Source organism: Thiocapsa rosea, from assembly GCF_003634315.1.
In the GTDB taxonomy this organism is placed as follows: domain Bacteria; phylum Pseudomonadota; class Gammaproteobacteria; order Chromatiales; family Chromatiaceae; genus Thiocapsa; species Thiocapsa rosea.
In genome coordinates this window covers 5518600-5533275 of the sequence record NZ_RBXL01000001.1, presented here as the reverse complement: position 1 = coordinate 5533275, position 14676 = coordinate 5518600, and the positions used below count along the sequence as shown (strand labels likewise).

The window sequence follows — 14676 nt, the reverse complement described above, 5'->3', positions numbered from 1 at the left end:
AGAAACCGAAGGCCAATTGACTTTGGGACTCGAACAGTTCACCATCCGAGTGGATACACAGCGGCCTCAGATTTCCGTCTTGCGACCAGGTAAACCTCGAGTCTTTGCATCTAACGAAAATCGATTCCTAATGTTGCTGAGCCGACTGAGCATCTGTTCTTGACGCTGCCCACGAATTCCTTCTGAACTCAGGCGAGGTTCGGCTCTAAGGGCATTTTTAAGATCCCGCACAAGCATTCGTTCGAACAAATATGAATGCATTTCAATCCGTCTTTTCAACTTAGCGACGTCCTCTTTCTGGACTCGTCGGAGTGTAAGATTCTCGTCACTGTGGTTGCTGCCGCTCACCCGACTACGTGACGTCTTAGTAGTCGTGAGAAACCGAGAAAGCATCCGCCTCTGCTTCAGGAGGAACAAGTAGATCTGCTTCAGCTCATCGAGCGCGATGAAGGGGTCAATTCTGACGTTCATGCTCGACCCCCAATCACGCCACTTGAAGTGATTGAACTGCTGGCCGATCGCGATTGGGATCCACGGGACTCCGAAAGCATCCGCGACGATTGCTCCATGCATAGATTCTGATACGACGAGCTCGGCATGGCGAATTCGCTCTATGACATATTTTGAGTCGTCGCAAGGTGAAAGATAAGTGAGGCCGATTCTTTCCGAAAGCGCAGCCCAGTCTATATTCAGTTTTGAAGTACTATGATGAGGGATCAATAATCTCGATGTTTGCTTTCTTGTGGCACCCTTGAACTCCTCAAGCTCGGATAACAGGTACGCGGGATCGGTTAAAGCATCTTGCTCTTGGAGGCCAAGTAAACTCGCTGTCAAAGGACCCCGAACCCAGCCAATATCGAATCTTGATCGGTCGAGCGGTGTTGTTGGTCGATACCCGGTACTACCGCTTCCCATGATGAGTAGCTTCCTCTTCCCTCGGAAGCAATTTTCGTCTAATAGCGTACCAATCCCAAGCATCGTGTACGTCTCATCCCATCCTGGGAACTCTGGGATGATCTGATGCCAAAACCACTCGTTCATATCATCGCCGAAATTGCCTTCTTCGGCTTGAAAATATAAGAGCTGCATGGTTCGTCCTATATTTAGCGCATTTTAGTTTTGCATTCGATTTAATCGCCGAGCATCACGAAGTGCTTGGTGATTGATGAACGCATTTAATCAAGATGCAGATGGAAATCTCGATGGGTAATTAGCCAGAAGTAAGTATCGCCATTATACAGCGTCGTCTTCTTGATTAGCTCCCGTGACTGCTCGATAGGGTTCAACTTCGGGGCGTACGGAATATCACGCCAAGTCGGTGTGCGGATCCATGTTGTGCTTCGGCGTTCCTTTCATGCATCAATAGCAATGTTTGATGAAAAAGGTACGTGCGCATGAGCATGAGCATAAAGAACGCGGGTGTCTCCGGGCGAACGAGAACCATCGGCATGCAGGTCGGACTCAAGTGGTCTGCCTGGGGTCGATCGGTCCTGAGTGGTCAAACGCAATGACGGACCCCCTCTGCCAGTGCCCGAATTGCTTCGGATTCAGGACGAGTTGCCATAAAACTGGCACCCAGGGTGCTGCATCCGGCAACTCGCGGTCATTTGGAGACCGCCTTACCGGGGATCATAAAGCAACGCTGCCGGTGATTGGCCGACAGGCACAAAGTGCCGACTCGGTGTTCCGGCTGTTCCGGCTGTTCCGGGTGCGCCTGCGCGCGCCATCTCGCAACTCGGCACGGCCTTCGCGTTCCCTTTAGGTCACTGACAACTGGTTTAGAACATTCGCGCCGGCATTCTCGAACGGATCTTTGTACGTTTGGCACTTTCCCAAGTCACGCCGTAAAAGAAAGAATCGGCAAGATTCCGCCTCCTCAGTGCCTGCGATTCCAAGCTAAGCAAAGGCAGCGTCGAGGTGGCGGACGCTGAGAGCCCAGCCCGCAAGGCCAAGGCCTGCGGCACCGTACGCAGCCTCATCACCACAGCCTATTTTGTCGCAGGCAACTGCCCGCAACTTTCGGCCTGCTCATTATAATGGCAAAAAGCGTGAAGGGTATCGGCATGACCTGGGGTACCTGGACGTCGGGTAGCAGGGTGACCTTACGGTCACCCGCCCCGGCCTTGATCATCGGTTGGTCCAAAACCGCGTGTTTCGGTAGGCGATCAAGCACCCTGAAGGAGTGGCAGGAGCGCCGGGGAGGCGTACCCTTGGAAGTGCAAACTGACCGAGGGAAACGCCGTTGTCCGATGCTCCTGCCTGTGTCGACTCTAGTGCAGATCGACGCCCCACGCCAATCCACGATCGCTTGGATCGCGCCAAGCATCGGCATGCGGTGGCGCAAGCCCGGCAGGATGGGCAGAGTCAACGCGCGGCGGTCAGCGGCGCCGGCGTGGCGCGCAGCACCCTGCGTCACTGGAGCGCGCCCCCTGCGCCATCGGCGCCGTCGGCGCTGTCGGCCTTCGTCGAGACGCCCGAAGGCGTGGTGTGGCTGCGCCGGATCCTGGTTGCCGCGCACTGGAGCATCGGCGAGCAGGGCGGCGCGGGCGTGCGCGTGGTCTGCGATTTTCTCGAGCGCAGTGGGCTGTCGGCATTCATCGGCGCCTCCTACGGTGCGCAGCAGGCGTTCCATGCCGGCTTGGAGGAGCAGATCGTCACCGCCGCCACCGAACTGCGCGGGACGCTGGCCCAAGCCATGCCCCATCGCACACTGAGCATCGCCGAAGATGAGACGTGGAAAGACGGCATGCGTTTGGTGGGCATCGATGCGGTCTCGAACTTCATCCTGCTCGAGCACAGGAGCGATGAGCGCTCGGCGGCGGCCTGGACACGGGCGCTCGAGGGTGGACTCGAGGGGCTGAATGTCACGGTGGTGCAAGGCACCAGCGATGAGGCCAAGGGGCTGTTGGCGCATGTCGAGCGTGATCTGGGCGCGCATCATTCCACAGACCTGTTTCATCTGCAGCATGCGGTCAGCCAGGCGATGAGTCTGTCGCTGAAGCGCGCCGAGCAACAGGCCGAGACGGCGGAGGCCGAGGCGAAGGCGCGCTGGCAAGACGAATGCGCCGCCGAGCAGGCCTATCATCGGCGCCGCCACGGCCCCGGGCGCCCGCCGGCGTTCGCCGCGCGCATCGACGAGGCGCTGAGCGCTTACGTCCAAGCCAGCCTTGCGCGCGAGCAGGCCCACGCGCACCGCGCCGAGGCCAAAGCCCTGATCGGTGCGTTCAGCGAGGTCGACCATCCCTACGAGATCCAACAGGGACAGGCGCAAACCCCCGAGCAGTTGGAGGCGCGTCTGGGAACGCTGTTTGCTCGCCTGGAGGCGATCGCCGAGGAAGCGGATCTTTCCGAGCGTCTCTGCGCACATCTGGCCAAGGCGAAGCGCCTGACTCAAAGCCTCGTCGCCACGCTGACCTTCTTCTTCATGATGGTCAACACCCGGGTGCAGGCGCTGGACTTGGCACCGGCCATCGAGCAGGCGATGCTCGACGACCTGATCCCGGCGCTTTATCTGGAGCGCGTCGCCGCACGCAGCACCCGCGCCGAGCCCCGTCATCGACTCCGGGCACTGAGTGCGCAGCGTCTCGCCCCGCTGAGGCAGCCCTCGCACCCGATCCAGTCGCTGGATCCGCAGACCCGTCACCATCTCGAGCAGGTCGCCGGGGAGTGTGCCGATCTGTTCCAGCGCAGCAGCTCCTGTGTCGAGGGACGCAACGGCTTCCTCGCGCTCTATCAGCATGGGCATCACCGACTCAGCCCGCGCAAGCAGCAGGTCTTGACCGCCCTGCACAACTTTGCGATCAAGCGGCCCGACGGCACCACGGCCGCCGAGCGCTTCTTCGCTCAACCCCACCCATCCTTGTTCGAGCAGGTGCTCGAGCGCATGCCCTGGCCCGCCCGACCGGCCCGACGACGACCGCGCCCGGCAAGGCAGCCTTACCTCGTTCCTGTGGCGGCTTAGCAACAGTGGACCAATCGATGATCAAGGCCCCCGCCCCCTAAGGTAGGGTCGAGAACTGGCGCGCCGAGGTTAGGGTCCGGTGGATCCTCCAGCGCTTTCGCGCTGGCCCTCAGTCCGGCTCCCATGATCACGTTTCCAGCCCCCGCCACGTCAAACCCGGCGTGCCGTTTTCCGGCACCGGGCTTTCCTGCCGACTTCACATCCAGGGTTATGAGACCGCTTGCACTGGGAGCGCTTTCGGCTTACGCAGCCCGATTCGGTACCCGTCGTAGAGCCCGAGCACCTCGTATAGCCACGTCCTACTCCACCTCTTCCAGCCAAAGCCCTGACGCTGCCGCGCGCGCATCAGATGGCGCCGAATCTTCTTCTCCACCCAATCTTGGACATACCCGAAACAGCGACTGGAGTGCCCCACCCGAAAGTAGCCTACCCACCCCCTGAGGATCGGATTGATCAAGGCGATCACCCGATCGATCGGCTGCGAGCGGTAGCGGCGGAACACGTCCTTGAGGCGTTGTAGGATCGCGGTACGCGCCTTCATCCGTGGCGTGTAACGCGCGCCCCAGACCCCGCGCCGAGTCTTGGCCCGGCGGAAGTCAAAGCCCAGGAAGCTGAATGCCCCTCCCCGGCTCAGGTCCAGCCGTCGTGTCTTGTCTTGATTGAGTTGCACATCGAGCTTGGCCAACTCCTCGACCAAGCGTCGCCAGGCCGCGTCCTTGAGCCAGTTCCACCGGCGATACCCATCGACCAAGATCACCAGGTCATCGGCATAACGGGCATACTCGATATAGGTATAGCGTCCGTTGCGGGTGACCTCCTTGGCCCGCTCCAGCATCCGGTCGACCTCGTTGAGGTAGAGGTTACTGAGCAGGGGTGAGATCACACCGCCTTGCGGAACGCCCCGCTTGCCACTGGCCTTGAGGATACGCTTGAGCAAGCCCAAGACCTGATCATCGCGGACCCGCTCCGCCACCTTCCCCAAGAGGAGATCGTGACGAACCGTGTCGAAGTAAGACGCCAGGTCCACATCAATCACATAGGTCTTGTTGCTCACAATGGCCTCGGCCACGCGCTGCACGGCTTGATGCGCCGTGCGCTTGGGTCGGTATCCATAGCTTCCATCCTGGAAGTCAGCCTCGAAGATCGGCTCCAGAATCAGCTTGAGCGCCCCCTGGACCACGCGATCGCGAATGCAGGGAATCCCCAGGACGCGCATGCGCCCGTCTCCCTTGGGAATCTCCCGGCGGCGATTCGGTTGCGGTCGGTAGGTTCCGATGACCAGCTCATCCCGGATGCCTTTCAGAAACGCCTCCACGCCAGCCGCCTCGATGGCCGCGAACGTCACCCCGTCACTGCCGGGGGCACCGTTGTTCGCTTTCGCCATCGCATAGGCCGCGTGCAGGGTCTCCTCTTTGCACACGTGGACGTAGAGTCCCCAGAAGCGCCAGGCCGGTTCAGCCTTCGCCTTGATGTAGATCCTCTTCCTCAGGTCTTGCAGATCGATGGGCGTCGTTGTCATCTCGCCCCTGCCTCCCATCTTGTTCAAGGATTGCCAACAGTAGGGCGCCTTCGCTCCACGGACATTACCCCGCTTCAGCGCTACTACGCGCCCATCCGCCACCCGCTCGCCTTCGGTCCACTTCCCGGTGTCGCCGGTTATAAGACCTACCTTGCTCCGGGGATTTCGCCCCGGGGCGAGACGGGCTTCTCCAGTTGCTTAGCGTGCCCTTGCCACCATGCCGTCGCTACTCACCCCGCCGAAGTGGTCGGATCGTCTCGGTCAGATTTCGACCCGCCATGCTGCCTTCGCCCCACGGTTGCAGGCTCGGCCTTCGGAGCTACGCATTGTCGAGGCCATCATTGCGTTCACTGTTGTTACGGCCTGGTGACTCGCCACCTCCCCAAGGAAGGTGCTGTCGATCGGCTTCAGAGTCTTGGTCTCCCGCCACCCTGCGATCCAAGCTACGGGGCTCCTGACTGTTACCCCGGCAGGACTGTCTCCTGCTGAACACGCCAGCCTTCGCTGGACACACAACCGTGCTTGCGACTTTCACCGCACACGGCTCAAGCCTTGAAAAGGCACCGTGAAGCACCCGGCGATCAACGGGGGTTCGGCTAAGACGCGTCACGCGACGAGCCATGCAGGAGCCTGCACGGGTAGCCGTCCCCGCTGACGCCCGCGACGCTCGACGAAATAGTCGGCCTGTTGCGGGTCGTAGGGGTTGGCGTCGCCGCGGATCTTCACATGGCGTCGAATCGGGATACTCGCCATCCGAAAGAGCGTGACCGATCCGTCCGTGAACACCCAGTCTCGGCCGTCCTTGTGGGCATAATAGCGATCCTTGAGCCACTTGCGGCCTTTTTGGGGATGTCGTCGTTTGGCCCAATTCCATGTCATGCACCAGATCGCGTGATCGATGTCGCTGAAGGTCTCCTTGCTCACGACATGGCGGTAGTAGAAACCCCATCCCCGAATGACGGGATTGAGGCGCCGGATCAACACATCCTGCGACAGGCTGCCGCCCGCTTCGAGGAGGGTCCGGACCTTTTCCTTAACCGCGGCGATACTGGGTTTGGCCGGTGTGATGAGCAGTTTTCCATGATACTTGCGCAGATTGAAGCCGAGGAAGTCGAACCCGTCGTCGATATGCACGATCCGGGTTTTCGCTTCGGACAGCTCCAGGCCTCGCTCCATGAGGAACTGCTGCACCAGGGGTTTGACCTCATCGGCCAGCAGCGCCAAGGACGCGCCGGTGATGATGAAGTCATCCGCATAGCGGACCAGGTTGACCTTGTCACGGGGGTGGAACCGCGCACGCAGGCGCTGCTCCAGCCCGTCGAGGGCCATATTGGCCGCCGTCGGGGAGAGGATCCCCCCTTGCGGAGTGCCTTGCGTCGTAGGACGGAAGACCCCGCGTTCCATGAAACCGGCCTTGAGCCAGCCCCGCAGCTTCCCTTGGTTCGTCGGGACATGTTCGAGGAGCCACGGATGTGACAATTCATCGAAACAGGCCCGGATATCCCCTTCCAGAATCCATTCGGCGCAGTTGCGTCGACACAGTGCGAGAAAACACCCGGCGATCGCATCATGCGCCCCGCGCGCCTTGCGAAAGCCATAGGAGCACGGGTCGGCCAGGGTTTCCGACACCGGATCCAGCGCCAGCAACTCCAGGGCCTGTTCGGCCCTGTCGGCGTGCACCGGAATGCCGAGCGGGCGGCGTTTTCCGTTTTTCTTGGGGATGTAGATCCGTCTAAGCGGTTTTGGCCGGTAGTCCCTTGCATTCAACCGATGGGCTTGTCGCCACTTGCGCGCGGGGGTATTCAACAGCGCACCATCGACCCCCGGCGTGTTCTTGCCCCGATTGGAACTCACCCGCTGCACCGCCAAGAGTTTGGCGGCGAGCGAGTTGGCGAGCAGGCGTTGCAGCGACCGCACGCGGTGCCACTTGCCGGCTCTGACCGCCTTCACGATTCGCGCTTGGAGTCGGCCGACGAGACGACGTATCCTGGACCAGTCGATGGCAAACCAGGGCGCCGTCCCATCCCGAGGGCCTTCAATGATGCCGAGGGCAATCATCGTCTAAAGAAACCCGTCGGGTTGAGCCTGTCGCAGGCGTGTTTCGTGAGTCAAGACCCGCCGGAAGTCTGCCCCCTTTCGGGGTAGGGCAAAGCTTGAACCCCTATCCGACCCATTACGGATCGGCATTCGCTTTCTCCGGCATCCTTTACCCGCTCGCCCGCGGGTCGACCCTTGCGGGCCGCTGTCCACCGTCCTTGTGGGAGCGATCGGGCTTACCACGTTTCGCATGTGTACCATTCCCGAAGGGGTTAGGCTCCGCCTCTCCGCCGGCAGCGCGACATCTGCGCGGGGCCAACATTGGAAGCCCCGACCTGACTGCCCACCTTTTGGTCCATGCCTGGTCAGCCTCTTTGGCATGTTCTTAGTAACGACGGCTCAACAGCGATTCACCTGAGTTAGCCTTGCCCTTCAACCCCGGCTCCCGACCGCCTCGAGGCTGGCAGTCGCGACCTCCCCTCGCGGTTTGGTCGCCCGTCTGATCGACGGAGGCTACCGTGTCCCGGACGCTTCGCACCTCGGGGTTACCCCCGACGCACGGCCCGGTAGGGTACCGGCGGCAGAACGCCGGATCTCTTTGATCTCCTTGATAAATACACATGCGACCTCGTGTCGCACCAATGCCATTAAGTTAAGCCCTAGCGGCAGCGCTTGTAGTTGGGATGGAAGCGTTTTGGCTTCGTGGACTTGATGTTACGCGGGAACGACCGATCGGGCCGGATCGCCTCCACCTCCAGTGCCATGGCACAGAGGAGCCGTTCAAGGAGGCCGGGCGGTGGCTCCAAAGAGAGCAGGCGCACGACGTTGTCCTTCATTTTCGACAGTGCATTGGCGAAGTTGACCTGATAGCCGCGTCGGCGCTCCTGATACAGGCGCGTGGTCATCCATTGCGCCACCCACACCAGGATCGCCGTGAGGTTGAGCGTCAAGATCTTGGCGAGGACGTCCTGCTTGAGTGCGTGCACCGTGCGCCCGGAGAAGTTCTCCACCTCGACCCGGGATTTTTCCGTTTTGTACCCCTCCTCGATACCCCATCACGAAAACCGCCGTAGATGCGTTTTTGACAACCCCCGAAACGTCACCAATACTGGATTGTAGGGCGTTGTTGGAACTTGCGAAATGGCTGGATCACCGGCATGACGCGCAAGGCTCCGATCGATTGGAGCACACTGCCGCCGCGGCAGCGAGAGCGCCTGATTGTCCTGCTGAGCCGCTTGGTCGAACATCGGCTGAGCGCAGCCGGGATGGCAGAGGAGAACGCCGATGAGCGCCGTCCTCTCGCCCGTGTACCGTGCGCCGGCCAACTCGACGTACGGGAAGATCCAGTCCTCGCATCTGCAGCGCCAAGCCGTGGTCTACGTGCGCCAATCCACGCTGCAGCAAGTGGAGCGCCACCAAGAGTCGACCCGGCTGCAGTACGCCCTGGTGGATCGGGCGGTCGAGCTGGGCTGGTCGCCCTCGCAGATCCTCCTGATCGATGAGGACCTGGGCCGTTCCGGGGCGAGCGCCGAGGGCCGGCCCGGCTTTCAGCGGCTGATGGCCGAAGTCGGCCTGGATCATGTCGGCATCGTCCTCGGCATCGAGATCTCGCGCTTGGCGCGCAGCTCGCGGGACTGGTATCAATTGCTGGAGGTCTGCGGACTGTTTGCGACCCTGATCGGGGATGCCGACGGGATCTATGATCCGCAGACCTACAACGACCGGTTGCTGTTGGGACTGAAGGGGACGATGTCGGAAGCGGAGCTGCACATCCTCAAGCAGCGCATGCTCGAGGGCAAGCGCGCGAAGGCACGCCGCGGAGAGCTGCACGCGCTGCTGCCGCGCGGCTATGTCCGCGCGCCCTCCGGAGAGGTGATCAAGGATCCCGACGCGCAGGTTCGGGGCGTGATCGAGACGGTGTTTCGGCAGTTCCAACGGTGCGGCACGATCAACGGGGTTCTGCGTTATCTGGTGGATCAGCACATCCAATTGCCCGATCGGGTGCGCAGCGGTCCGCGCACCGGCGAGCTCGACTGGCGTCGCCCCAACCGCGTGACGCTGAGCAACCTGCTGCACAACCCCATCTACGCCGGTGCCTACGCCTACGGGCGTCGCCCCACGGATCCACGCCGTCGCCAGCCGGGACGTCCGTCGAGCGGGCGCACGGTCGCGCCGCCGCAGCAGTGGGAGGTGCTGATCAAAGATCACCTGCCGGCCTACATCGACTGGGACCAATACGAGCGGAACCTGCGCCAGCTCGCGGCCAATACCGCCCAAGCCGGCGGCGTGGTCCGTGCGGGCCCCTCGTTGCTGTCGGGTCGCCTGATCTGCGGTCGCTGCGGTCTGGCCATGGCCACGCAATACACCAACAGCGGATCCGGATTGCGCTACAGCTGCAGCCGCGAGGCGGTCGACTACGGGGCGCCGCTGTGTCAATCGCTCAGCGGTGGGCCGCTTGACGCGTTGATCGGCCGGTTGGTCCTGGAGGCGCTGCAGCCGGCGGCGTTGGAGATCAGCCTGCAGGTCGCCGAGGACCTCCAAGCCGAGCGCGCGCGCCGGCACGCCCACTGGCAACAGCGTCTGGAGCGCGCCCGTTATGACGCCGAGCGTGCCGCGCGGCAGTATCGCGCGGTCGAGCCGGAGAATCGGCTGGTGGCGCGCACCCTGGAGCAGGATTGGGAGGCGGCCCTGGCCGCGGAGGATCAGCTCAAGGCCGAGTATGCGCGTTGCATGGCGAGCGAGCCGACCGCGTTGTCGGCCGAGGAGCGCGCGCGGATCCGCCGACTCGCCGGCGACCTTCCGGCCCTCTGGAACGCCGAGACCACCGGCAACGACGAACGCCAAGCCATCGTGCGACTGCTCGTGGAGCGGGTCATCGTCACGGTCATCGACGACAGCGAGCAGGTCGCCGTGGAGGTGCACTGGATCGGCGGTCACCGCACCCGGGAACGCCTGACCCGTCCGGTGGCGCGTCTGGAGCAGCTCAGCACCTATCCCGAACTGGCGGCGCGTGTTCTATGCTTACATCAAGAGGGGCAGACCTGTGCGCAGATCGCGCGGCAACTCAATAACGAGCGGTGGCATCCGGCGAAACGGCGGCAGACCTTCAATGCCGCGATGGTGGCAACCTTGCTCGCCCGTCAGGGCGTTTCGGCGGGTTCGTCGACGCGCCGACAAGCGCCTTGGGTCGATCGGCAGGCCGACGAATGGAGCATCAGCGAGTTGGCGCTGGAACTGGAGATGCCGTCGGTCACCCTGTTCAGCTGGCTACGCAAAGGCGTGCTGCAGGCCCGCCGGGTCGAGCGGGGCGGTCACCGCCAATGGTTGATTCGCGCCGACGCCGCCGAGATCGAGCGCCTGCGTGCCCTGCGCAGCGTCCCCCGCCGCTGGGCGCGGCATGTCCGCGTCGGGAGCGACGATCCCTCCGTCGACCCTGCCTGAGTGATTTATGGAGGCACCATGTCTGGTCAATCTCGATGCCCCAGCGCAGATGGTACAAGTGCTTGAACAGCGGCGTGGGGAATGCCTCCTCGTCGAGCAGCGAGGTGATCAGGAACTCCTCCTCCCCGCTCTTCAGGTGCACCCGAATCAGGCGCAGCCGCAGCGCCTCGGTCGGCAAGCCAAAGGCTTGGCATTGGCGACGCGCTTCATCGCAGGGCGTCAGCTCAATCACGGCGCTGCGCGCGCCACCGGCGGCAAACGCCTCCACCTCGGTGCAGAAGGCGCGCGGCACACGGACACAGAAGTGGCGTTGCTCGACGGCGTGGGAGGCAAACAGCCAGAACGCCGGATAGCCGCGATCGTAGAGCAGCAGATCATCGACCCGGGTCGCCGGCAGATACTCGCCGGCCAGAATGCGCTCGCCGACGCTCAACGGCTCGATGTCCGCCGCCACGATGACACGATTGAGGACGTCGTAGAGCCGCGAGAAACGCGCCTGCGGCGTGACCTCTCCGGTTTGCCCGAACGCCTCCACGATCGCCGGTTCCTTGGGCAACAGAAACGTCGACCCGTCCACCGCCAGCAGCCGAAAACCATGCCAGCGGCGCATCGGCAGCGTACGCATCGCCTCGTTCACCAGCACATCACTGAGTTCGCTGAACGCCTCGGGACGCAGCTTGGCGCGGGCTTGGGTCAGAGCCGACTTGGAGACACTGTCGGCCAGCGGTTGCTCGCACACGACCTCGAAGAAGCGATCCAATTCGTCCTGGTTGGCACCTTTGCGTAAGTTCAGCAAAAACCTCACCAGTTGCGGCAGCGGCAGCTTACGATCGCGCGTGAACGCTTTCTCCCCGACCCGGTGGCGCTCCATGAAGTCCGACGATGCCAAAGTATTGCTTATAGCCCTATAGATAGAAGAAAATCCCCGTTATGTGTGCGATTTCAGTGGGGGTGAAGTCAGTCGCCTTGGGTTTGAGTACCATTTGGGTGCCCTCGCATCGGGTTGTGAATACAGAACTATTCTAACATTGTCAGAGGGTTATGATTCAAAAAACGCTAACTTAACGACATTCGTGCGACACGATGTCGCATGTGTATTTATCAAGGAGATCAAAGAGATCCGGCGTTCTGCCGCCGGTACCCTACCGGGCCGTGCGTCGGGGGTAACCCCGAGGTGCGAAGCGTCCGGGACACGGTAGCCTCCGTCGATCAGACGGGCGACCAAACCGCGAGGGGAGGTCGCGACTGCCAGCCTCGAGGCGGTCGGGAGCCGGGGTTGAAGGGCAAGGCTAACTCAGGTGAATCGCTGTTGAGCCGTCGTTACTAAGAACATGCCAAAGAGGCTGACCAGGCATGGACCAAAAGGTGGGCAGTCAGGTCGGGGCTTCCAATGTTGGCCCCGCGCAGATGTCGCGCTGCCGGCGGAGAGGCGGAGCCTAACCCCTTCGGGAATGGTACACATGCGAAACGTGGTAAGCCCGATCGCTCCCACAAGGACGGTGGACAGCGGCCCGCAAGGGTCGACCCGCGGGCGAGCGGGTAAAGGATGCCGGAGAAAGCGAATGCCGATCCGTAATGGGTCGGATAGGGGTTCAAGCTTTGCCCTACCCCGAAAGGGGGCAGACTTCCGGCGGGTCTTGACTCACGAAACACGCCTGCGACAGGCTCAACCCGACGGGTTTCTTTAGACGATGATTGCCCTCGGCATCATTGAAGGCCCTCGGGATGGGACGGCGCCCTGGTTTGCCATCGACTGGTCCAGGATACGTCGTCTCGTCGGCCGACTCCAAGCGCGAATCGTGAAGGCGGTCAGAGCCGGCAAGTGGCACCGCGTGCGGTCGCTGCAACGCCTGCTCGCCAACTCGCTCGCCGCCAAACTCTTGGCGGTGCAGCGGGTGAGTTCCAATCGGGGCAAGAACACGCCGGGGGTCGATGGTGCGCTGTTGAATACCCCCGCGCGCAAGTGGCGACAAGCCCATCGGTTGAATGCAAGGGACTACCGGCCAAAACCGCTTAGACGGATCTACATCCCCAAGAAAAACGGAAAACGCCGCCCGCTCGGCATTCCGGTGCACGCCGACAGGGCCGAACAGGCCCTGGAGTTGCTGGCGCTGGATCCGGTGTCGGAAACCCTGGCCGACCCGTGCTCCTATGGCTTTCGCAAGGCGCGCGGGGCGCATGATGCGATCGCCGGGTGTTTTCTCGCACTGTGTCGACGCAACTGCGCCGAATGGATTCTGGAAGGGGATATCCGGGCCTGTTTCGATGAATTGTCACATCCGTGGCTCCTCGAACATGTCCCGACGAACCAAGGGAAGCTGCGGGGCTGGCTCAAGGCCGGTTTCATGGAACGCGGGGTCTTCCGTCCTACGACGCAAGGCACTCCGCAAGGGGGGATCCTCTCCCCGACGGCGGCCAATATGGCCCTCGACGGGCTGGAGCAGCGCCTGCGTGCGCGGTTCCACCCCCGTGACAAGGTCAACCTGGTCCGCTATGCGGATGACTTCATCATCACCGGCGCGTCCTTGGCGCTGCTGGCCGATGAGGTCAAACCCCTGGTGCAGCAGTTCCTCATGGAGCGAGGCCTGGAGCTGTCCGAAGCGAAAACCCGGATCGTGCATATCGACGACGGGTTCGACTTCCTCGGCTTCAATCTGCGCAAGTATCATGGAAAACTGCTCATCACACCGGCCAAACCCAGTATCGCCGCGGTTAAGGAAAAGGTCCGGACCCTCCTCGAAGCGGGCGGCAGCCTGTCGCAGGATGTGTTGATCCGGCGCCTCAATCCCGTCATTCGGGGATGGGGTTTCTACTACCGCCATGTCGTGAGCAAGGAGACCTTCAGCGACATCGATCACGCGATCTGGTGCATGACATGGAATTGGGCCAAACGACGACATCCCCAAAAAGGCCGCAAGTGGCTCAAGGATCGCTATTATGCCCACAAGGACGGCCGAGACTGGGTGTTCACGGACGGATCGGTCACGCTCTTTCGGATGGCGAGTATCCCGATTCGACGCCATGTGAAGATCCGCGGCGACGCCAACCCCTACGACCCGCAACAGGCCGACTATTTCGTCGAGCGTCGCGGGCGTCAGCGGGGACGGCTACCCGTGCAGGCTCCTGCATGGCTCGTCGCGTGACGCGTCTTAGCCGAACCCCCGTTGATCGCCGGGTGCTTCACGGTGCCTTTTCAAGGCTTGAGCCGTGTGCGGTGAAAGTCGCAAGCACGGTTGTGTGTCCAGCGAAGGCTGGCGTGTTCAGCAGGAGACAGTCCTGCCGGGGTAACAGTCAGGAGCCCCGTAGCTTGGATCGCAGGGTGGCGGGAGACCAAGACTCTGAAGCCGATCGACAGCACCTTCCTTGGGGAGGTGGCGAGTCACCAGGCCGTAACAACAGTGAACGCAATGATGGCCTCGACAATGCGTAGCTCCGAAGGCCGAGCCTGCAACCGTGGGGCGAAGGCAGCATGGCGGGTCGAAATCTGACCGAGACGATCCGACCACTTCGGCGGGGTGAGTAGCGACGGCATGGTGGCAAGGGCACGCTAAGCAACTGGAGAAGCCCGTCTCGCCCCGGGGCGAAATCCCCGGAGCAAGGTAGGTCTTATAACCGGCGACACCGGGAAGTGGACCGAAGGCGAGCGGGTGGCGGATGGGCGCGTAGTAGCGCTGAAGCGGGGTAATGTCCGTGGAGCGAAGGCGCCCTACTGTTGGCA

7 protein-coding genes and 1 pseudogene are annotated in these 14676 nt (G+C 62.2%); 3 read left to right on the top strand and 5 right to left on the bottom strand.

Translation table 11 applies throughout. From position 1 onward, the window contains the following. Positions 1-66 precede the first annotated feature (66 nt). Positions 67-1089 carry a polysaccharide pyruvyl transferase family protein gene (locus tag BDD21_RS24580; RefSeq protein WP_120799408.1) on the bottom strand — a complete coding sequence of 341 codons (1023 nt, stop codon included), beginning with the start codon at positions 1087-1089 and terminating at the stop codon, positions 67-69. A 1219-nt stretch (positions 1090-2308) separates the two neighbouring features. Here BDD21_RS24580 and BDD21_RS24575 point away from each other — a divergent pair. Then, on the top strand, positions 2309-3961 hold the full coding sequence (locus BDD21_RS24575; RefSeq protein WP_120797101.1) for a DUF6399 domain-containing protein: 1653 nt from the start codon (positions 2309-2311) through the stop codon (positions 3959-3961). Between the two features lie 208 nt (positions 3962-4169). Here the strand turns inward: BDD21_RS24575 and ltrA (BDD21_RS24570) are convergent, their stop codons facing one another. The 3 genes from ltrA (BDD21_RS24570) to BDD21_RS24560 all read right to left on the bottom strand — a co-directional run bounded on the left by ltrA (BDD21_RS24570) (position 4170) and on the right by BDD21_RS24560 (position 8527). After that, complete coding sequence (gene ltrA, locus BDD21_RS24570; RefSeq protein ID WP_170164696.1) at positions 4170-5480, bottom strand: group II intron reverse transcriptase/maturase; 1311 nt, start codon at positions 5478-5480, stop codon at positions 4170-4172. Positions 5481-6086: 606 nt separating this feature from the next. After that, complete coding sequence (ltrA, locus tag BDD21_RS24565) at positions 6087-7538, bottom strand: group II intron reverse transcriptase/maturase (protein ID WP_120796487.1); 1452 nt, start codon at positions 7536-7538, stop codon at positions 6087-6089. Positions 7539-8176: 638 nt separating this feature from the next. Then, the gene (locus tag BDD21_RS24560; RefSeq protein ID WP_245969805.1) at positions 8177-8527 is read right to left on the bottom strand and encodes a hypothetical protein; all 351 of its coding nucleotides are present in this window, start codon (positions 8525-8527) and stop codon (positions 8177-8179) included. A 274-nt stretch (positions 8528-8801) separates the two neighbouring features. Here BDD21_RS24560 and BDD21_RS28905 point away from each other — a divergent pair. Then, positions 8802-9956, top strand: a pseudogene (locus tag BDD21_RS28905) (recombinase family protein); the annotation flags it as partial. A gap of 820 nt (positions 9957-10776) precedes the next feature. On the opposite strand, the gene BDD21_RS24550 reads toward BDD21_RS28905, so the two are convergent. Further along, on the bottom strand, positions 10777-11847 hold the full coding sequence (locus BDD21_RS24550) for an IS4 family transposase (RefSeq protein WP_281269167.1): 1071 nt from the start codon (positions 11845-11847) through the stop codon (positions 10777-10779). Positions 11848-12649: 802 nt separating this feature from the next. Between BDD21_RS24550 and ltrA (BDD21_RS24545) the strand changes: the two genes are divergently transcribed. Then, positions 12650-14101, top strand: coding sequence for a group II intron reverse transcriptase/maturase (gene ltrA / locus BDD21_RS24545; protein ID WP_120796487.1), 1452 nt, complete (start codon positions 12650-12652; stop codon positions 14099-14101). The last annotated feature ends 575 nt before the right edge of the window (positions 14102-14676 follow it).